19 protein-coding genes, 1 pseudogene and 1 riboswitch are annotated in these 19,452 nt (G+C 37.0%); of the genes and pseudogenes, 7 read left to right on the forward strand and 13 right to left on the reverse strand.

What is annotated here, in order from left to right:
- Positions 1-12: 12 nt before the first annotated feature.
- The 4 genes from D8M05_RS13305 to D8M05_RS13320 all read right to left on the reverse strand — a co-directional run bounded on the left by D8M05_RS13305 (position 13) and on the right by D8M05_RS13320 (position 2,490).
- A complete protein-coding gene (locus D8M05_RS13305; protein WP_379543451.1) occupies positions 13-276 on the reverse strand; it encodes a SunI/YnzG family protein in 264 nt (87 codons plus the stop codon).
- Positions 277-325: 49 nt separating this feature from the next.
- Positions 326-772: a GNAT family N-acetyltransferase gene (locus D8M05_RS13310; RefSeq protein ID WP_121132607.1), complete on the reverse strand. Its 447-nt coding sequence runs from the start codon at positions 770-772 to the stop codon at positions 326-328.
- A gap of 200 nt (positions 773-972) precedes the next feature.
- Positions 973-1,281 (reverse strand): DUF3870 domain-containing protein, encoded by a 309-nt coding sequence (locus D8M05_RS13315; protein WP_121132646.1) that lies wholly within the window; start codon positions 1,279-1,281, stop codon positions 973-975.
- 60 nt (positions 1,282-1,341) lie between these two features.
- Positions 1,342-2,490 carry a saccharopine dehydrogenase family protein gene (locus tag D8M05_RS13320; RefSeq protein ID WP_121132609.1) on the reverse strand — a complete coding sequence of 383 codons (1,149 nt, stop codon included), beginning with the start codon at positions 2,488-2,490 and terminating at the stop codon, positions 1,342-1,344.
- Positions 2,491-2,659: 169 nt separating this feature from the next.
- On the opposite strand from D8M05_RS13320, the gene D8M05_RS13325 reads away from it, so the two are divergent.
- Entirely contained in the window at positions 2,660-4,003 is a 1,344-nt protein-coding gene (locus tag D8M05_RS13325; protein ID WP_121132610.1) for a sodium-dependent transporter, read from the forward strand.
- 619 nt (positions 4,004-4,622) lie between these two features.
- Here D8M05_RS13325 and D8M05_RS13330 read toward each other — a convergent pair.
- Together D8M05_RS13330 and D8M05_RS13335 are read right to left on the reverse strand one after the other, a co-directional pair.
- Positions 4,623-5,429 (reverse strand): ABC transporter ATP-binding protein, encoded by an 807-nt coding sequence (locus D8M05_RS13330; protein WP_121132612.1) that lies wholly within the window; start codon positions 5,427-5,429, stop codon positions 4,623-4,625.
- Between the two features lie 170 nt (positions 5,430-5,599).
- Positions 5,600-6,565, reverse strand: a complete 966-nt coding sequence (locus tag D8M05_RS13335) for an iron-hydroxamate ABC transporter substrate-binding protein (protein WP_121132614.1) — start codon at positions 6,563-6,565, stop codon at positions 5,600-5,602.
- Positions 6,566-6,666: 101 nt separating this feature from the next.
- On the opposite strand from D8M05_RS13335, the gene D8M05_RS13340 reads away from it, so the two are divergent.
- The 3 genes from D8M05_RS13340 to D8M05_RS13350 are packed head-to-tail and all read left to right on the forward strand — an operon-like array spanning position 6,667 to position 9,724.
- Positions 6,667-7,683 (forward strand): FecCD family ABC transporter permease, encoded by a 1,017-nt coding sequence (locus D8M05_RS13340; protein ID WP_121132616.1) that lies wholly within the window; start codon positions 6,667-6,669, stop codon positions 7,681-7,683.
- Complete coding sequence (locus D8M05_RS13345; RefSeq protein WP_121132618.1) at positions 7,680-8,702, forward strand: FecCD family ABC transporter permease; 1,023 nt, start codon at positions 7,680-7,682, stop codon at positions 8,700-8,702. The genes D8M05_RS13340 and D8M05_RS13345 overlap by 4 nt, the downstream gene beginning before the upstream one ends.
- 17 nt (positions 8,703-8,719) lie before the next feature.
- Positions 8,720-9,724, forward strand: a complete 1,005-nt coding sequence (locus D8M05_RS13350) for an NAD(P)/FAD-dependent oxidoreductase (RefSeq protein WP_121132620.1) — start codon at positions 8,720-8,722, stop codon at positions 9,722-9,724.
- Positions 9,725-9,983: 259 nt separating this feature from the next.
- Here D8M05_RS13350 and D8M05_RS13355 read toward each other — a convergent pair whose 3' ends face one another.
- Positions 9,984-10,652 (reverse strand): hypothetical protein, encoded by a 669-nt coding sequence (locus D8M05_RS13355; RefSeq protein WP_121132622.1) that lies wholly within the window; start codon positions 10,650-10,652, stop codon positions 9,984-9,986.
- 233 nt (positions 10,653-10,885) lie between these two features.
- Here D8M05_RS13355 and D8M05_RS13360 point away from each other — a divergent pair, with 233 nt between their 5' ends.
- Complete coding sequence (locus D8M05_RS13360; protein WP_121132624.1) at positions 10,886-12,604, forward strand: DNA-binding protein; 1,719 nt, start codon at positions 10,886-10,888, stop codon at positions 12,602-12,604.
- Positions 12,605-12,750: 146 nt separating this feature from the next.
- Here the strand turns inward: D8M05_RS13360 and D8M05_RS13365 are convergent, their stop codons facing one another.
- From D8M05_RS13365 to D8M05_RS13390, 6 genes and pseudogenes are all read right to left on the reverse strand, one after another.
- Complete coding sequence (locus D8M05_RS13365) at positions 12,751-14,631, reverse strand: ABC-F family ATP-binding cassette domain-containing protein (protein ID WP_121132626.1); 1,881 nt, start codon at positions 14,629-14,631, stop codon at positions 12,751-12,753.
- Positions 14,632-14,656: 25 nt separating this feature from the next.
- Complete coding sequence (locus tag D8M05_RS13370) at positions 14,657-14,842, reverse strand: hypothetical protein (RefSeq protein ID WP_121132628.1); 186 nt, start codon at positions 14,840-14,842, stop codon at positions 14,657-14,659.
- Between the two features lie 128 nt (positions 14,843-14,970).
- Complete coding sequence (ribH, locus tag D8M05_RS13375; protein WP_121132630.1) at positions 14,971-15,441, reverse strand: 6,7-dimethyl-8-ribityllumazine synthase; 471 nt, start codon at positions 15,439-15,441, stop codon at positions 14,971-14,973.
- 10 nt (positions 15,442-15,451) lie between these two features.
- Positions 15,452-16,066, reverse strand: a pseudogene (gene ribB, locus D8M05_RS13380) (3,4-dihydroxy-2-butanone-4-phosphate synthase); the annotation flags it as partial.
- A 170-nt stretch (positions 16,067-16,236) separates the two neighbouring features.
- The gene (ribE, locus tag D8M05_RS13385; protein WP_121132634.1) at positions 16,237-16,893 is read right to left on the reverse strand and encodes a riboflavin synthase; all 657 of its coding nucleotides are present in this window, start codon (positions 16,891-16,893) and stop codon (positions 16,237-16,239) included.
- A 160-nt stretch (positions 16,894-17,053) separates the two neighbouring features.
- A riboswitch (FMN riboswitch) is annotated at positions 17,054-17,199 on the reverse strand.
- 69 nt (positions 17,200-17,268) lie between these two features.
- On the reverse strand, positions 17,269-17,772 hold the full coding sequence (locus tag D8M05_RS13390; protein WP_245985363.1) for a TlpA family protein disulfide reductase: 504 nt from the start codon (positions 17,770-17,772) through the stop codon (positions 17,269-17,271).
- A gap of 153 nt (positions 17,773-17,925) precedes the next feature.
- On the opposite strand from D8M05_RS13390, the gene D8M05_RS13395 reads away from it, so the two are divergent.
- Both D8M05_RS13395 and D8M05_RS13400 read left to right on the forward strand, forming a co-directional pair.
- Positions 17,926-18,234: a hypothetical protein gene (locus D8M05_RS13395; protein WP_121132638.1), complete on the forward strand. Its 309-nt coding sequence runs from the start codon at positions 17,926-17,928 to the stop codon at positions 18,232-18,234.
- A gap of 93 nt (positions 18,235-18,327) precedes the next feature.
- Positions 18,328-19,314, forward strand: a complete 987-nt coding sequence (locus D8M05_RS13400; protein ID WP_121132640.1) for a DmpA family aminopeptidase — start codon at positions 18,328-18,330, stop codon at positions 19,312-19,314.
- Positions 19,315-19,452 lie beyond the last annotated feature (138 nt).

Raw genomic sequence — 19,452 nt, forward strand, 5'->3', positions numbered from 1 at the left:
TAATTAAATAACTTAATCCATATAAGATAAAATTCTGTCTTTTAAACCTCCTATACTTGTATAAAGTATATACGTTTCTGCTTTTGTTTTGATTACCACTCTGTCTGTGTGTCCATAAGGATTGCCTATCCTGAAAGCTGATTTTTCTTCTCCACCATAAGTGTCATCATTAACAACATCGCAAATATTAGATAATGGTATATCTATTTTACTTAATTGCCACTCGATTCGGATGTTTTCATTAATTTTAGACACCTTCACTTCAAATATCCCCACTTCGTACACCCCATCTATATATTCAATTACGATAATTCACGTCAAAAGGCTATTCAGCTAAATCTAACTCATAATGATAAAATTCAGAATCCCTTTTGTATCCACTTTTTTCATATAATCGTTGCGCAGAGAAGTTATTCGGTGCTGTACTGAGGCTAAGGCTGTTTGCTCCTGCTTCCATTGCAAATTCTTTTGCTTTTTGTAAGAGCATTTCTCCTACCCCTTGATTTCTCGCTTCTGGATCAACATATAAGTCATTTAAAATCCACGCTCTTTTCATAGATATAGATGAAAATGTCGGATAAAGTTGCGTAAAGCCGGCATAATATTGTTTGTCTTTCACGACAAATATAACAGAATCCTTGCTTTCTATACGCTTTTCTATGTAAGCCCTCGCACCTTCTAGATCAGATTCTTGTTGATAGAACATCCGATACAAATTAAATAAATGTGATACGCCCTCTAAATCTTTAATTTCAGACTCGAATATTTCCATAATTCCCTCTCCTCTTAAACGATTTAATTATCGAATAATTTTACACCAAATTTGGATTTTTTGATATTAAATTAACTTGGGCTATGTAAGGAAAATCCTCCATCAACAAAAAATGACCACCATATCGGTGGTCATTTTTAATCGTTAACGGAACCCGTTACGCCCATCATGGATCCCTTTCTATCTTTATACTAATACCTTCAGTCCTTCTTTTCCTCATACTGCTTATACAAGTCCTTTAAAGCGGAGTTCAATGCATTCCCAGCCTTCCCTAAATAATGCTCCTGGATTACTTTCGCTGGCTGCTCAATTCCCTCACGCAAACTATAACCTCGAAGCAATCGCTCTACGAAATCCCTACCGTGTTCGGTTGCTAATGTACAATTAGCAGCAACAATCACACCGTACTTTTTATCAATCTCCGCAGTTATTGTTAATGTTTCATACATGCTTCTTGCAGCCATCCCTTGCGGCAGACGTGCATGCCCTGCTATAAATACTGTATTCATCATACTCAGACCTTTCTACCATTACTAGATTCATTGTTTGATGCAAGATGTATAGTGGTGTTAATTGTTTTTCTCTTGAATAATAACGCCTCTTTTTGCCATTTCTTTAATATAAATATCTCCTGGTACAACTTGTTCTGGTGGATAAACTCCTTTATCTTTTATTATGCCATTTCCTATCATTTGTGCAACTACTGAAATTGTGTTTGCTGTTGCTCTTGCCATTGCCGTCACCTGTGTATCCTTTTCTTTATACGTAGCCATTTCATATTGATAGGAATGTACTTTACCATCCTTTTCCCCTGAAACAATGACTCTTAATAAAACAACATCATCCTTTTTCCCAAGTTCTACGACTGGATCAAGCACTTTCAGCAATACCTCACGAGGATTTATATCATTGCCATTCACATTTACGGAATAGTCTTTACGCGTTAAATTTAGATCTACAAGCAGTTTAAACTTTTCAGCATGCCCTGGATAGCGAATCGTCTTATATTCTAGTGTTTCTAAATCAGGATAAGAGATGGATAGTGTTGAAGTACCTCCAGACGTGTGGAAAGCCTCTAAAGGTCCAAATTTCTCAAAGTGTACCGTCTCAACTTCTGACAGAGAGGGAATTTCTTGTTTCATTCCATTCCGAATAATTAAGGATGGGTCTGTGTAATGGTCGAAAACACCTTCCATGGAAAAAACATGATTATATTCTAATGGCGGCTCTGGTCTAACTGGAATTCCCCCAACAAATAATTTAACAAGCTGTGGATTATCCAACTTACTTGCACCATAGCCTGACAATATATTTATCATTCCTGGTGCTACACCTAAATCAGGGATGATTGTAACGTTTGCACTTTTTGCATCATCATAAAGAGCTAAAACCTTATCCGTAATATGTCCAATATGTCCACCAAGATCAATGGAACTTACTCCAACTTTAATCGCTGTTTTTGCTACAATTTCATTAAAGGAATAAAACAACGCATTAATAATAACGTCATATTGCTTTATAAATGCTTCCAACTCATTGATATTATGCGCATTTACTCGATGTGCAGTAATTTTGGAAGACTTAAACCCGCTACAAATGTTTTGAGCTCTGTTAAAATCAATATCAGCCAATCCAACGGCCGTTACGGCTTTACTTGCTATTAAATCTCTTGCCGCTTCTTTTCCCATTAGACCTGAGCCTAATACACCGATTTTCATCATCTTATCTCCTTTCATGAATCTTTCGAAAGTCCATTTCCATTCTACAATTATAAAAAAAACCTTACAGTTATAACTCCTCACATTATTCTATTTTCCATGCCCCTTACATATACCTGTAGTTGTGTTATACTAAGAAAATCATTTTCATCTTAGAAGGGATTAGAATATGCAACCAAAAAAACAACAATGGTCATCAAAAATAGGATTTATTTTATCATCAGCTGGGGCAGCAATTGGGTTAGGTGCCATTTGGAAGTTCCCCTATATGACAGGGATGAATGGCGGAGGAGCTTTCTTTTTATTATTTATTGCCTTCACCATCATTATTGGCCTACCTATCTTAATTGCCGAATTCATCATCGGTAGAGGCTCTGGAAAAGAGGCTGTTAGTGCTTACCAAACCCTTGCGCCAAAACGGATTTGGTCATTCATTGGTCATTGGGGAGTATTAGGAGCATTCTTACTGATGTCCTTCTATAGCGTTGTAGGAGGTTGGGTTCTTATCTATAGCATCCTCTCTATTCCAGGACTAATTATAAAAGAGGGTGCAAATTATCCAGAACTTTTTGGACAAATTACAGGTAACCCACTTATCACTATATTAGGTTTAGCATTATTTATAGTCATCAACATTATCGTTGTGTCATTCGGTATTCAAAATGGGATTGAAAAAGCTAGTAAACTATTAATGCCATTGCTTTTTGTATTCTTTATAGTACTCGTCATTCGAGCTATAACCTTTGAAGGGGCGATGGATGGAATCCGTTTCTTTCTCCAACCCGATTTTTCACAACTAACGACGGAAAGTATACTATACGCTTTAGGACAATCCTTCTTTTCATTAGCGGTTGGAATTTCTGTTATGGTGACATACAGTTCGTATTTAAAGAAGGACGTTAGTTTACCCGCAGCTGCGGGGTCTGTTTCCATTATGAATATCTTTGTTTCCTTGTTAGCAGGGCTTGCGATTTTCCCAGTAGTGTTTGCATTCGGACTTGAGCCAGCAGAAGGACCTGGATTATTATTTATCGTACTGCCCGAAGCATTTAGTATGATGCCTTTTGGTGAGGTCTTCTTAAGTTTATTTTTACTATTGTTTTTATTTGCTGTTTTAACTTCTTCTTTCAGTATGCTAGAAATTATTACTTCTGCATTCACAAATAAGAAAAATCGTTCACGTAAAAAAGTCGCCATCATTTCTGGCGTATTTGTATTTATTGCAGGAATCCCTGCAGCACTCTCTTCCAATGTGCTCGCAGACTTTAAAATACTCGGATTAACTATTTTCGATGCGACGGATTACCTTGTAAGTAATATCATGCTACCTGCTGGTTGCCTATTCATTGCCTTGTTTGTTGGATTTAAGATGGAGCAAACACTAGTTAAAGATGAATTCCTCAGTGCAAATCAGTTCTCTAATGGGGCATACCAAACTTGGCTATTGCTCATCCGTTTTCTTGTACCGATAACGATTGTTATTGTGTTTTTAAATGCGTTGGATATTATTTAATAAGCGCATTTTTTCCAGCTACCAAAAAGAGGTACAATTCATGAACGAATTGTACCTCTTTTTTTGTTGCTATTTAACAGTATTAATATAGGCGTTTTTTCACTCAGTTATTGAAAATTCAATTCGTAGTTGATGTAAACTTCAAACTAACTTCATTCAGATTTTCTTAAATCGGAGGAAATCTCGCCGTCCGGGAATATGGGGCGGATGCTTTCCATGCGGCAAGGCCCGATCCTCCTCGCGGAAAAAACGCCGCTGCGGGGTCTTCGGACACTTGCTATTCCCGTAGGATTCACCGCCCTCCACTCACCCAGACTAGTGAGGTAGTAGTACTATGCTCTTGATTTTCCGTATCCCAGGAGATAAGGGTTAGTAACTTAAACCCAGTCGAGGAAACACACGTAGGCTCCTGCGGGAGGACAGGCCTAGGTGAGACTACGTAGTGCGTTAGCACGGAGAAGGCTCACCAGCCGCCCGCGGAAATGGTGAAGTGTGTTTCCGTAACGGCATGTTTAAGACTATCCTAAATTAAGTAAGTCCACAATTTATACATATAACAACACAACAAAAAAACTAGCATTAAGCACACATCGCTTAATACTAGTTTATTTCCAATCCTTCAACTAAGACTATTTAAAACACAACGGCCCTTGCCAAAAGGGATACACATTGGTGTTCCGAACAAAGGATCACAAGCAACACTGCATTTCATTTGAAAAACTTCGTGGACTAAATCGCTCGTAATAATATCCTCTGGTTTCCCATGAGCGTGAATCTTCCTATCTTTCACTGCGATAATATGATGTGCATACCTGCTAGCCAAATTCAAATCATGCAACACCATAACAATCGTACGTCCATCCTTCTCATTTAAATCAAATAATAAATCAAGAACATCTATTTGATGTGTTAAATCTAAATACGTTGTTGGTTCATCTAATAAAAGGAGATCCGTTTGTTGGGCCAATGTTAAGGCAATCCACGTACGCTGCCTTTGACCACCAGACAATGAATCAACTAATCTATCTTTTAATGGTAGTAAATTGGTAACCTCAAGTGCTTTATAAACAGCCTCATCATCTTCTTTTGACCACTTCTTTGTGAATCCGCGATATGGGTGTCTACCTTGTTTCACCAATTCGTTTACCGTTAACCCTTCAGGAGTGATTGGACTTTGCGGTAAAATGGCTAGATTTTTTGCAATTTCTTTTGTCTTCATTTTTGCAATATCTTCACCATTTAATACGACATTACCATTCTTTGGCTTCAACAAACGTGCCAATGAACGTAAGATAGTAGACTTTCCACAGCCATTCGCACCAATTAAAACGGTGATTTTGCCTTCAGGAACGACTAGGTTGATATCATCAATAATAATATTATCTCCAAATCCCAATGTTAAATCATTCGCTGTTAATGATCCCATGACCTCGCCTCCTAATAGTTAGGTGAATTCCTGAAAAGCCCACCATTTCACCGACATCTTTATCTACATTGTATTTGCTTTTTGACGATTAGTCAATGATAGCAATTTTCAATTAGTTAGCAGTGACGTCTAGAGAAAATGCTGCCTTTTTATGAAGACAGCATTATTTTTTACTTCACTAATGTATTTAACATGGCATCAATCGTAAGCTCTGAAGCAATCAGTCCTGTATTCGTCCAACTGCTCGTATCATTCAATATATACACATTTCCATTTTCAACCGCTGATGTACTTTGCCATACCGAACTATTTTCTAATGTTTCGATACCTTGCTCACCTTCTTCCGCAAGTAAGAATACATGATCAGCATCGAGCTCTGATAGTTTTTCAATCGAAATTGGGTTCCATTGTACTTCAGCATCACCCAATTCTTCAACGAGCTTTGGATAGTTAATACCTAATTCTCCGTAAAACATATCGGCTGTATGACGATTTTTCTCAAATAGGAAAAATTGATCACCCGTAACCCACATTGCAGCTACTGTTTCGTCACCAATAACATTCTTTATTTCTTCGCTAGCACTCGCAACTTTTTCTTCATAATCATTTAATGCTTTTTCAGCTGCTTCTTCTTTCCCTAGCAACTTGCTAAATACTTCAATTTGTTTTCGCCAATCACCCGTTGTTTCTTCTGTCATGACATAAGTTGGTGCAATTTTGTTATAATCATCATATGTTCCTTCATAGCTATCCATGCTATTTTCTAATATAATAAGGTCTGGTTCATAGCTAAGCACTTGTTCTAGCGGCATATTCCATTCTATTTTAGGAAGTTCCTCTAGTTCTGATTCAAGATGGTATTGCAGCATTTCACCAATTGCCCATTTCGCAACTGGTGTCACACCAAGCGCGAGCAAAGCATCCTCATGAAATGGAGCGAGAATTTTTTTAGCACCTGCTGGGATTGTTACTTCACCCATCGCAGAATCGATTACAATTTCAGAAGGTTCCTCCGTACTTTCCGTTTCCGATTCTTGCTCAGAAGGTGTATTATTATCTCCGCAGGCTGCTAATAGCACAAGAATGCTAATGATAGCGGTTAAAAAAAGATTACGATTACTAAAATATGTATTCAAACTAGTCTCTCCTTTATGATACAATTTACGATAATGATAATCATTTTCATTTATAAAGTCAATCCATTTTTATAATCTTAGACAATAGGAGAAAAAGAATAATGTTAACGATGATTAAACATTCAACTAAACTCAAAATGATAATTAATACGATTGCAATAGTAGCTCTTATCATCGCAATTGCTGTATCCATCTCCTATGGTACAACAGCTATTCCACTTGAGACAGTATGGCAGGCTGTCTTTTCTTTTGAGGCTGATGTAACGTCACACCAAGTTGTACAGGAATTACGATTGCCACGTGCACTTTCAGCTGCTTTAGTCGGCGCCTTTTTAGCTGTTTCAGGAGCTATGATGCAAGGAATAACTCGAAATCCTCTTGCTTCCCCTTCTATTATGGGGGTTACGGATGGTGCTGCCTTTGCACTAGTTTTAATGCTTGCCTTTTTTCCAGCAGTAACTAATTTTGGAACAACAATTGCTTCTTTTGTAGGTGCAGGATTGGCTGTTACGCTTATCTTTATGATAGGATCCTTTTCTTCTGGTGGACTAACTCCAATTAAATTAGCATTAGCTGGTGTTGCCATTGGTACCATGCTACGATCCATTTCATCCATTTTTTCCTTACATTTTCAATTGGAAAAGGAGATGGGATTTTGGCTTGCTGGTGGGCTTGCTGGAACAAATTGGACATCAGTAAAAATACTTTTTCTTGCAGGAATCATCGGTTTAGCAATTTCCTTTTCTATAGGGAAATCCATCACGATCCTTAGCTTGGGGGATGACATGGCAACAAATTTGGGGCAAAACAATGTACGCATTAAAGCGCTAAGTGTCATAGCAATTCTCATCCTAACTGGCGCTGCCGTTTCCATTGCAGGAGCAATCGGCTTCGTTGGTCTTATCGTTCCACATATTACGCGTTTTATTATGGGAACAGATTACAAATGGATTATTCCATCATCTGCAATCTTTGGTGCTCTTTTACTTGTATTATCTGATATCGTTTCTAGGTTAATTAATGCACCATTTGAGACACCGGTTGGTGCTATCACCTCACTTATTGGTGTACCTTTCTTTCTATACTTAGCACGAAGCAGTGGAGGTGGCGTAAAATGACACAAAGTAACAAGAAGAAACAAAAAAAGTTTTTTTGGTTTATCATGCTCCTGCTTGCACTAATTATTATCATGTTCTTTATTAGTCTAAGTACAGGAGTCATTAATATTACACCAAAAGAGGTAATGGATACCCTTTTCCAAAATGGCTCGGACCGGCAAGAGCTTGTTCTATTTGAATTCCGTTTACCAGGAATTATATTGGCAATCCTAATTGGGGCAGGATTAGCTATTTCCGGTGTCATCTTACAAGGTATTACTCAAAATGAGCTTGCAGATCCAGGCATTATGGGAATCAACACCGGTGCAGGTTTTGCAGTCGTGTTATTTATCTTCTTTTTCCAAGGAAGTCTGCCAGTTAATAGTACATTGTCTGTTTTTATTATGCCAATTGCCGCATTGTTGGGAGCTATGTTTGCCGCCTTTCTAATCTATGTACTGGCGTGGAAAAAAGGAGTAAACCCGATTCGACTCGTCCTTGTTGGTATTGGTATCAATGCAGCTTTTAGTGCATTCATTACTATTTTTCAATTAAAAATGGATCCACAGAATTATAGACAAGCAACCATTTGGCTCTCGGGTGATATTTGGAATGCTAATTGGAGCGCTGTACTCTCGTTGCTACCTTGGATTATTTTGCTTATTCCAATCGCTCTCCATAAGGCAAGTACATTAAATGTATTAACACTCGGAGATGACCTCGCATCCGGCCTAGGTTCAGATGTTGAAAAGGATAGACGTACATTACTATTTATTGCCGTAGCACTCGCCGGAGCATCAGTTGCTGCAGGTGGTGCAATTGCTTTCTTAGGGTTAATTGTTCCACATATTGCAAGGAAAATTATTGGTCCACTACATCAATATATTATTCCAATATCGACACTCATTGGGGCATTACTTTTAATTGCAGCAGACACCATTGGAAAGAACATACTAGCACCAACTCAAATCCCTGTTGGAATAGTTGTATCGATATTAAGTGCACCATATTTTGTTTACTTACTAATGAAAACCAAGTAACACAAGGAGGATTTTCTATGAAAATGGAGATATATGATGTAACGATTATTGGTGGTGGGCCTGTTGGCTTGTTTACCGCCTTCTACAGTGGTATGCGGGAAATGAAAACGAAAATTATTGAATACCTGCCATACCTAGGTGGAAAGGTTTCCTATTTCTACCCAGAGAAAATCATCCGCGATATTGGTGGACTTCCACAACTCTCTGGGGAAAAACTAACCGATAACCTTACCCGACAAGCAATGACATTTGAACCTACAGTCGTGCTGAATGAACAAGTAATGCACCTTGAAAAGTTAGAAGATGGTACATTTAGGCTTACAAGTAATACAGGTGCTAAACATTATACAAAATCAATTATTCTTGCTACTGGATTTGGTACATTGAAATCTGTCAAACTAAATTTACCGAACGCTGAGAAGTTTGAAGAAAATAGCATTCATTACGCTATCAAACGTTTATCTAATTATAAAGGAAAACACGTTCTTATATCTGGCGGTGGAAATAGTGCGGTTGATTGGGCGAATGAACTGGAACCGATTGCTGAAAAAGTAACATTGATTTATCGGAAATCTGCTTTTTCTGGAATTGAAAGTAACATCACGAAAATGATGCAATCTTCTGTCGATGTCCTTACACCCTATGAACTTACCGAATTAAAGGAAGAAAATGGTCAACTATCTGGTGCAATTATTAAAGAAGTTGGAACAGACCTTCAAAAGGAAATCGAACTCGATAATCTCATCGTTAATCACGGATTTCACATTAATCTCGGCCCGATTGCTGAATGGGGAATGCATATGAAGGACGGCACCATTCTCGTTGATGATTCTATGTCAACATCGATTCCAGGAATTTTTGCCATTGGTGATATCGCAAACTACACGAATAAATTAGGGTTAATAGCTGGTGGATTCAACGAAGGACCGATTGCAATAAATCGCGCAAAACAATACATATCGCCAACAGAAGAATTGGCACACCTATTCTCAACAAATTTCGAAGCTTTTACAAAAGATTAAATCACTTTAAAGCAAAAAGTCCCTGAAACCATTCAAGGACTTTTTGTTTTAAGTTTAATTAGTAGTTGATGTAAAACTCGGACTAATGGTATTCATTTTGTGAAGCGCTCACTCACACGTATGAATGTAATGTGTTGCCATTCGCTCCGGCAGAATACTTCGCTTTCCAAGGACACGGGCACAGCCTCGGGCCAACACGAAGGCGTTGCCACAAATTAAAAAAAAGTAACAAACAATGTGAAGACAGCCTTGTTTTTAATTAATCTTCATCAAATTGATAAAGTAATGTATATCTAGTATCATCAAGTAATTCTGCGACATGAATTCTTACGCCATGTCCAAATACTACTTCATCCTCTGTCATTGCAACTATCATTGCTTTTGTATTACTTTTTACATCCATGTAAATATCTCCAACAACTGGCTTTAATGAATCATCGTTTTCTACTAAATAAGAAATCGATTCATCCTTTAACTGTTGGTCTTCTGGTACAAGGCTCTTATCATAATATGAAATTTCCTGACTTGCTTCTGCTTTACCTGGGACCATCACAACATACTCATGGTGTTTCACTCCGTTATCTCTCGTCGTAACCACATTTCCATCCTCAATACTTTCTACTTTCTCAATTTCATTTAAAGAGTAGTGATCTAGAAAATCTGGGGCTGGTTTTACGATTAGAATGTAATCACCAGGTTTTGCCTTTGCATTTTGATCAATGGTATACCTTTTCCCGTAAAATATGAATGTGTCATTATGCTTTGGTCTATAAAGTTGGATTTCACTAGCCTGTGTTAGTACTTGTTGCATATCTTTTAAACGGTATAAATGGACCGATTTTTTAAACATTGCTTTTACACTATATACTTTATGCAATTCATTTTTATAGAAAACGAACTGACCCTTCCTTACTTGTAATAATTTCATCTTTTTCCTCCTTGTATATTCTAATATATATCATTTCAAAATAAGTTCGGTTAAATCTTATCATCCCATATTTCAGGTAATTTTAAACATATCATATATGTATCAAATCAACCACTTATTATGTTCCCTTGCCCAGCTTTATTCAAACATCCATTCCGACTCTCTTGAAAATTGAAACCTTTTTTCATCTTAAGACGTATTACATATTAGTCTAATGAATAGGAGATGGATCTATGACAGGAATTTTAACAACAACTATATTATCCTTTATTTTATATTTCGTAGTAAGCATCCTTGTTCTTTTAAAGAATAAGAAAAAAGACTCTAAGCCAATAAGAGCAATTGGAATAACTTTTATTATCTTATTTGTTTTTACAGCGATTGGTGTCTACATCGTTTTACCAGCCATTACAATTCCAAATATGGCAACACTTAATTTAATTGTTGCATTTATAGGATTGGTTAGTATTTATGCATTCACAAGAACCAAACCTTTTTCAGGTGAAAGTAAGCAATATGACATTATTACTGCTGGAATTATTATAACATCTCTTATCGCAATTATTGCATTTGTTGTGCTTGGAATCAATGCATTAAATGATTCCTACGAGTCTATTGCGAAATCAGAAGTGGATGAAGCGAAACCATTGGATAAAGATGCTACACCAATCGTCGTATCACCTGAATTTGCCCGTAACAAAGTGCAAAAAGCAATGAGTGTTGTCCCAAATACACAGTTCTACGATTTGGGTAAATTACAAGTACAAAAAGTAAACGAGGAAATCGTTTTTGTTGCACCAGTTGAATTTTCTAGTTTTTGGCGTTACTTCCGTGGGAAAGAAACAGAAGGTTATTTCACCATTTCTGCAACGGATGTCAATGCACAACCTGAATTTATCGAAAGCAAAATGAGCTATACAAATTCAAGCTATTTTAACGATAATATCAATCGTGTGATTTACGGTGCGCATCCAAATTACATTCAAAGTGGGGAAGCACAAATTGAAGTGGATGAAGATGGAAAACCATGGTATGTTCAGACATTATACAAACCAATCGGCATAACGAATAAACCAGATATGTCCGATTTGAAAGTAGCAGTAGTGGATCCTGTTACAAGTGATGTTTCACTTTACCCAGTAGCAGAAGCACCTACATTTGTCGACGGACCAATTAGCTCAGAAATTGCTTCTGATGAAAATAATTATTTTGGAAAATACGTTCATGGTTGGTTTAATTCATTGTTTGGTAAGAAAGATGTAAAAATACCAAATGAGTCTGGAACCGAAAGCAATGTTACACCAATATTTGATGAAAATGGCGACATGCATTACTTTACCGACATGTCTTCACCAAAAGAGAACATCGATTCTGCCCTTGGTTACACATTAATAAACGCACGTACCGGAGAGCTTGTCTACTATAATGGGGCCAAAAATAATGGGATCATGGATAGTAAAGGTGCAAGAGAAATTGTTGATAAAGAATTCCCAGAAAAGAACTGGACTGGATCGATGCCAGTATTATACAACATCGATGGAAACCCAACATGGGTAGTAAATGTACTTGACCCGAACGGACTATTCAAGCATTATGCTTATATTAAAGCTGCTGATGCCGACTTTGTTGTGTTTGGTGATACAGCAAGGCAAACCCTTGATGCATATCGTCTGGCACTTGCACAGGATCCGAGTAATGTAGAATCAACTGGAGAAACTGCATTAGACAAACGTGATGGTGTCATTGACCGAGTTGTTGTAACTACGCAAGATACAGGACAACTTGTACAATTTTTATTAATTGGAGATAAAACGATCTATACTGTCAATTCATCAAAAGCACCATTATCCGTTTTCTTACAACGCGGTGACCGTATCGAACTTGAAGCTAATATTTTAGACAATGGTACAGCAATTGTAGAGAATCTTGCGATTGAGGGACTAGCGGAATAACAATATATCCGTCATATGTATAGAGCAAAACACACGTTACTTCACAATAGAAATAACGTGTGTTTTTTTTAATATATACTTGTTCTTATTTCTTGAAGAATATCTCACAACCCAGTGACATTACTCACATTTATTTGAATGAATATCTATTTTTGATTTTCTATTTCCTCGACTAGCAAGGATAGCTCTTCCCATCGTTCCATCTTCTTTTCCAATTCCGTCTCGGTTATTTGTTGCTCAGCATATAGTTTTTGTACCTTCTCGGAATCACTACCAGCTTCGACAATTTCCGCTTGTAGTTCACTAATTTTTTCTTCTAGTTCCATAATAATATCTTCTATTTGTTCATACTCTTTCTTCTCATTGTAAGAAAGTTTACGCTTTTTCTCTTTAAGTGGTTTTTCACTTGTTTTTTCTGGTTTTGTTTGCTTCTTAACATCTTGCTTCTTTTCTAAATAATCACTGTAGTTACCGAAAAAGTGACTAATGGTACCTTGGCCTTGAAAAACAAGCAGATGGTCAATAACTCTATCTAGGAAGTAACGATCATGAGAAACGGTAATAACGACACCAGGAAAATGATCTAAATAGTCTTCTAGGACACCTAATGTTTGTGTATCTAAGTCATTTGTTGGCTCATCTAAAAACAAAACATTTGGTTCGGTCATTAAGACTTTTAACAAATACAGTCTTCGTTTTTCTCCACCTGACAGTTTACGAATATAGGTGTACTGCACATGTCTTGAGAATAAGAATCTCTCAAGCATCTGTTCAGCAGTGATGACTTGTCCATCCTTTGTATGGATAACTTCAGCGACTTCTTTAATATAATCAATCATACGCAAATCACCATCAATCTCGGCATTACCCTGCGTATAGTAACCAATCTTTACCGTTTCACCAATTTCAATCTCCCCATTATCAGGAGCGATACGATTTGCCATAATGTTTAGCAATGTAGACTTTCCTGAACCATTTGATCCGATAATCCCAATACGATCCCCTGGAATAATCAGATGGCTAAAATCATGTATTAACGTTTTATTCGCAAAGGACTTTTCTATATTTGTTAATTCAATGACTTTCTTCCCTAAACGCGTTGAACCAACTTGGAATTCTAGGTTCTGATTTTTCGTATCAAACGTCTTTCCTTTCATTTCCTCTACTCGTTCAATTCTAGCCTTTTGTTTTGTTGAACGGGCTTTTGCTCCACGTCTTAGCCAGGCAAGTTCACGTTTTAATGTGTTTTTATGTTTGGCCTCATGGGCAAATTCTAGTTCTTCTCGTTCTGCCTTTTTTTCTAAAAATAATTCGTAATTTCCATCATAGATATAAAGATTACCTTTATCTAATTCAAATATTTTCGTTGTAACCCGATTTAGGAAGTACCTGTCATGGGTAACGAGTAACAAAGAGCCTTTATACGTTTGTAAATACTTCTCCAACCATTCGACCGTTTCATTGTCTAAATGGTTTGTCGGCTCATCAAGAATGAGTAAATCAGCTGGTTGAATGAGTGCCTTGGCTATTGCAACTCGCTTCCGCTGACCACCCGACAATTCAGAAACTTTTTTATTGAAATCTGTAATTCCTAGCTTTGTTAATACCGTTTTAGCAGCAGTATTTGCTTCCCAAGCCTCTTCTTCATCCATCTTTTGTTGCAATTTTAAAACATTCTGTTGAGCCTCTGTACTTGTTGGATCAAGCTCGAGTAGAAAAAGCGCCTCTTCATAAGCTCGAATGACCTTCATGATCGTCGCTTCTCCATAATAGATTTGCTGTATGACCGTTAAGTCAGGCTCCAATGTAGGATCTTGTGCTAAGTATTCAATACGATAGTCTTTGGAATGACTGATTGTTCCCTTCTCAGCAGAATCAATGCCAGCAATTACTTTTAGAAATGTTGATTTCCCAGTACCATTGACACCAATTAATCCAATCCGCTCTCGCTCCGCAACCCGGCAGGAGATATCTTGGAACAATACTTTTTCACCGTATGATTTATATAAATTTTCAATTGTAAGCATAGATAGACCTTCCTTTGGTAAAAAACTAATTCTTCTTCTCTTTTCTTTCCTTTAACCATGTTTTAATAGTAATAACTATAATAAATAACAGCCATGATGTAACTAGATAGAAAGTATATCTACTTAATGATGTCGTCATATCATTATAAAAGACTGCCATGGCTATCCAAATAACACCAATAAAAAATAGTTGTCCAAGTAATAGTTTCATTCTAATCTCCCCCGTAATTCTCTTAACTCTACTACACTAGTTTAGCTTAGTAGTTGAAAATATGCTACTTGCAAAAAGGATATAAAAAGTCGATAGTGCGTAATTTTTTTACACTATCGACCCTTCCATTAGTTTTCTACCATTTTAATCAGATTGGCCATTTCTATTGCAGAAACGGCAGCTTCTGATCCTTTATTTCCAGATTTTGTTCCGGCTCGTTCAATTGCTTGTTCAATTGTTTCCGTTGTTAACACTCCAAAAATCACAGGTTTTCCAGTTTTTACTGAAGCGTTAGCAATTCCTTTTGCCGCTTCATTACAAACAAAATCGAAGTGAGGTGTTGAACCTCGAATAACGGTACCCAATGCGATGACCGCATCATATTTCTCCATTGCTGCAAGTTTCCCTGCGATTAATGACAATTCAAAGGCGCCAGGTACCCATGCAACATCAATATTTTCTTCGGCAACACCATGTCTTTTCAATGAATCTATTGCACCATCCAACAACTTATTTGTAATAAATTCATTAAACCTCGCTACAACAATCCCAACCTTTAAATCCGTTCCTACTAAATTTCCTTCAAAAATATTTCCCATTTTTCTATCCCCTTACCATTTGTTTTTGACTTTTTCTATATTCGATTAAATCTGCAATCGTGATTAACTTTAAGTCGTACGCCTCAGCCATTCCTTCTAAATCAGGCAATCGGGCCATTGTGCCATCCTCTTTAATAATTTCACAAATGACTCCTGAAGGAAAAGCACCACATAAGATAGCTAAGTCAACTGCTGCTTCCGTATGACCTGGACGAGTTAGAACCCCACCATCCTTTGCGATTAAAGGAAATACATGGCCTGGCTGTTTAAAATAGGTTGACGACACGTCAGGTTCTGTTAATGAACGTATGGTTAATGCTCTTTCACTGGCACTAATTCCTGTAGTTGTGTTTATATGATCGATAGAGACTGTAAACGCCGTTCCTAACGGGTCTGTACTATTGTTACTCATCAAAGGTAAATTTATCTTCTCTGCATGTGCCTTTTGTATTGGCACACATACCAAACCTTTCCCATGTGTAATCATCAAATTAATCAATTCTGGTGTTGCCATCTCAGATAATGCTACAAGGTCACCTTCGTTTTCCCTATTTTCATCATCTACTACAATAATGGCTTTTCCACCTTTTAAATCTGTAATTGCTTCTTCAATTGTGTTTATCAATTCTTTCACATCCTTTACATAAAGTGAAACTCAATCTGCAGGTGTTTTTTTCTGCAGATTGTTAGTTGAACAGAATCAGGAATTTACGGGCTGTTTATACCATTAGGGGATCACATTTGGCACAACTCGATATTCATATTTTGATTTTCTCGTGCTTAGATTACAGCCCGTTAATCCGTGATAAAGCCATTATTTTTTAAAAGCTCTTTATCGATGTCTTTTTTCTCCTGACTACTTTCTCTATGAAGCATTTGTTGAACATGTTTTGCCAGCAAATCGCATTCGATGTTCACAATATCCCCTTCCCCTTTTTCGCCAAGGATTGTTTTTGAAACTGTATGAGGAATGAGTGAAATAGTAAACGTGTTTTTTCTAACTCCAAAAACAGTTAAACTAGTTCCGTCCACAGTAATTGACCCTTTATACATGACATATTGCGATAAATTCTCCGCAATCTCTATATCGTAGTAAACTGCGTTTTGTTCTTTCTTTTTCTTCACAATTTTCCCAATACCATCAACATGACCCGAAACAAAATGCCCTCCAAACCTTCCATTTGCTGCCATTGCCCGTTCCAAATTTACTTTTGAACTGGGTTTTAAGACATTTAATGATGTTGATTTAATCGTTTCTGGCATTGCATCTACTTGAAAGTTGTTATTTGTATAATTAGTAACAGTCAAACAAATGCCATTCACAGAGATACTATCACCAATAGTTACATCTTCAAGGATTTTCCTTGACTGAATTGTTATCTGTACCGCTTGTTCAGAAACCTTTTGTAGCTTCTCAACTGTACCTAATTCCTCAATAATTCCTGTAAACATCCCTTATTCCCTTCTTTCTTTAAAAGGTTTAACGCAAAAAAAAAGCCTCTGAGATACTCCTCGGAGGCTTTAAATAGTAAAATGAATTTTAGAAAACATCACAAAAAAACGGTATGTATGACAAAAATACATAAACGTATTGCGTTGTTTATTGTGTCTAAAATTCCTTCTCCCATCCAGACTTTAACTGTCGGTCCTGGAATTTCACCAGGTCCACCGATTGGTTTTCACCAATGCGGGTCACGGACTTTGAAGCATTGCTTCATCACCGCCGGTAGGGAATTTCACCCTGCCCCGAAGGAATTGCGTATATAATTTCTATCATTGTAACATTATCTATTGATTACTTGCAATATTTAAATTTGCTATTTAAACCTATTCCATCTTCTCTAGTTCCTCTACCATTGCTTCATATGTCAATGCTCCCAGAGCCTTATGGCTAATCTCCCCTTTAGAAGTAATCATGTATGTTGTTGGAATTGGTCTTATGCGATAGATATCCGAGGCTTCACCATTGACATCCAATAATACATCGAACGTAAAACCAAACTCATCCACAAATTTCGCAGCGTTTTTCTCATTTATTTCAGTATGTGTCACATTAATTGCTAAAACAACTACATCGTTATTTTCATGGAACTTCTGCATGTCAGGCATCTCTTCTCTACAAGGTGGACACCAAGTTGCCCAGAAATTCAGCATCACAGGTTTACCACGGAAATCAGATAGCTTTACTTTTTCACCATCCAATGTTTCTAATTCAAAATCAGGTGCCTGGTTACCTATTTCAAGTCCAACTTTTCCCTCTGCAGAAGCTTGTTCAAGGGCAAATATAGATAAGATTAACCCAAATAATACTGTAAATATTCGTTTCTTCAATTTATTTCCTCCGCTCACTTTTTTAACTATTATTGTTCCACGCTTGTTTTTATTTCATGCTTAAGAATTTGTCGATATTTCTTGGTTTTTTGTTATAATATGAGTAACATCATTTTGTATGTGACATATTAATAGGACAAGGAGGAAAAGCGAATGAGCGATGAAATTGCTAATCAAATTTTGGCAGAACTTAAAGTAATTTCTGGAAAAGTAAATAATATAGAAAAGGAACAGAATAGCCTTAAAGATGATGTGAATAGCCTCAAGAGTGATGTGAAAGTTCTTAAAGACGATGTAAAAAACCTTGATTCAGAACAAAAACAAATTAAACTAGCTGTTGTTGAGAATAATAAAATATTAAAAAGGATTGAATTAAATCAAGCTAGTCAACAACAAGTGATAGACTTACTCTCCCCACGTTCAATCCAACAAGAAGCCGACATAAAACAACTTCAAGTTTAACTAACCTACATTCTTAATTTCCCGATATTAAACGTAATATTTAGCATACAAAATGATGTTTCTACAACTAACTACAATAAAAGGGGTACACATATGACACTTCCAAAGGGCAAAGAAAACTGTCTTACAGATGTTCAAGGCGTCAAAGTTGGACATGTTACGTTATATGAAAAAATGAATAATGAAAATACCGTCTGTACAGGTGTCACAGCCATATTGCCACATGGAGGGAATCTATTTAAAGACAAAGTCCATGCCTCAAGTGCGGTAATTAATGGCTTTGGAAAAACAGTGGGCCTTATCCAACTTGATGAACTCGGATTTTTAGAATCACCTATTATGTTAACAAATACATTTAGTGTTGGATCTGTTTTGCAAGGTACATTACAGTATATGCTGGCGGGAAATGAAGAAATTGGTGATAGCACTGGTACGATAAATATTGTTGTTGGAGAATGTAATGACGGATATTTAAATTCGATCAGAAAACAGGCTGTAAAACCCGACCATGCGATTCAAGCAATTAAGAATGCAACGACAGAACCCGTTAAAGAAGGGGCGATCGGTGCTGGGAAAGGAATGGTTTGCTTTGGATATAAAGGTGGAATTGGCACCTCTTCACGAGTAGTTACTGATAGTGGTGAAACTTACACAGTAGGCGTGCTTGTACTAAGTAATTATGGAAGTCGTGACGAGGCATTATTTGCAGATTTCCCTAAAAAGCAACTAGACACTCCAGATGGGTCAATTATGATGATTGTGGCAACAGATGCCCCACTGTATGATAGGCAATTAAAGCGCTTAGCAAAACGTTGTGCTGCTGGCCTTGGAAGAACAGGCAGTCATATTGCGCATGGGAGCGGTGACATTGCTATCGCATTTTCAACAGCACAGACCCATAGCCATGACACAGATTCTCCTACTGAATTAATGACATTCGTCCGTGACAGTCATCAGCTAATGAATAGACTTTTTCAAGCTGTAACAGAGGCAACGGAAGAAGCAGTCATTCGCTCCTTAAAAATGGCAGAGACAACAGAAGGTCGAAACGGTAGAATGGTGGAAAAGGCTCCACTTTAATATGTCAATAAAGAAGAGGCTGGGACAAAACGAAAACCTTCCAATCAAAAGACGAATATTATAGCATAGGAATCTCGGAATGTTAACTTTCTACAATTGAATGTTAATTCATAGTTGATGAAAATAATGGACTTATTT

It is taken from the genome of Oceanobacillus bengalensis (assembly GCF_003628445.1).
GTDB classification, from domain to species: Bacteria; Bacillota; Bacilli; order Bacillales; family Amphibacillaceae; genus Oceanobacillus; species Oceanobacillus bengalensis.

Coding starts and splice junctions, on each gene's coding strand:
- D8M05_RS13310 (WP_121132607.1), bottom strand. CDS start 772: ATGGAAATATTCGAGTCTGAAATTAAAGATTTAGAGGGCGTATCACAT.
- D8M05_RS13315 (WP_121132646.1), bottom strand. CDS start 1,281: ATGAATACAGTATTTATAGCAGGGCATGCACGTCTGCCGCAAGGGATG.
- D8M05_RS13320 (WP_121132609.1), bottom strand. CDS start 2,490: ATGAAAATCGGTGTATTAGGCTCAGGTCTAATGGGAAAAGAAGCGGCA.
- D8M05_RS13325 (WP_121132610.1), top strand. CDS start 2,660: ATGCAACCAAAAAAACAACAATGGTCATCAAAAATAGGATTTATTTTA.
- D8M05_RS13330 (WP_121132612.1), bottom strand. CDS start 5,429: ATGGGATCATTAACAGCGAATGATTTAACATTGGGATTTGGAGATAAT.
- D8M05_RS13340 (WP_121132616.1), top strand. CDS start 6,667: ATGTTAACGATGATTAAACATTCAACTAAACTCAAAATGATAATTAAT.
- D8M05_RS13345 (WP_121132618.1), top strand. CDS start 7,680: ATGACACAAAGTAACAAGAAGAAACAAAAAAAGTTTTTTTGGTTTATC.
- D8M05_RS13350 (WP_121132620.1), top strand. CDS start 8,720: ATGAAAATGGAGATATATGATGTAACGATTATTGGTGGTGGGCCTGTT.
- D8M05_RS13355 (WP_121132622.1), bottom strand. CDS start 10,652: ATGAAATTATTACAAGTAAGGAAGGGTCAGTTCGTTTTCTATAAAAAT.
- D8M05_RS13360 (WP_121132624.1), top strand. CDS start 10,886: ATGACAGGAATTTTAACAACAACTATATTATCCTTTATTTTATATTTC.
- D8M05_RS13365 (WP_121132626.1), bottom strand. CDS start 14,631: ATGCTTACAATTGAAAATTTATATAAATCATACGGTGAAAAAGTATTG.
- D8M05_RS13370 (WP_121132628.1), bottom strand. CDS start 14,842: ATGAAACTATTACTTGGACAACTATTTTTTATTGGTGTTATTTGGATA.
- ribH (WP_121132630.1), bottom strand. CDS start 15,441: ATGGGAAATATTTTTGAAGGAAATTTAGTAGGAACGGATTTAAAGGTT.
- ribE (WP_121132634.1), bottom strand. CDS start 16,893: ATGTTTACAGGAATTATTGAGGAATTAGGTACAGTTGAGAAGCTACAA.
- D8M05_RS13395 (WP_121132638.1), top strand. CDS start 17,926: ATGAGCGATGAAATTGCTAATCAAATTTTGGCAGAACTTAAAGTAATT.
- D8M05_RS13400 (WP_121132640.1), top strand. CDS start 18,328: ATGACACTTCCAAAGGGCAAAGAAAACTGTCTTACAGATGTTCAAGGC.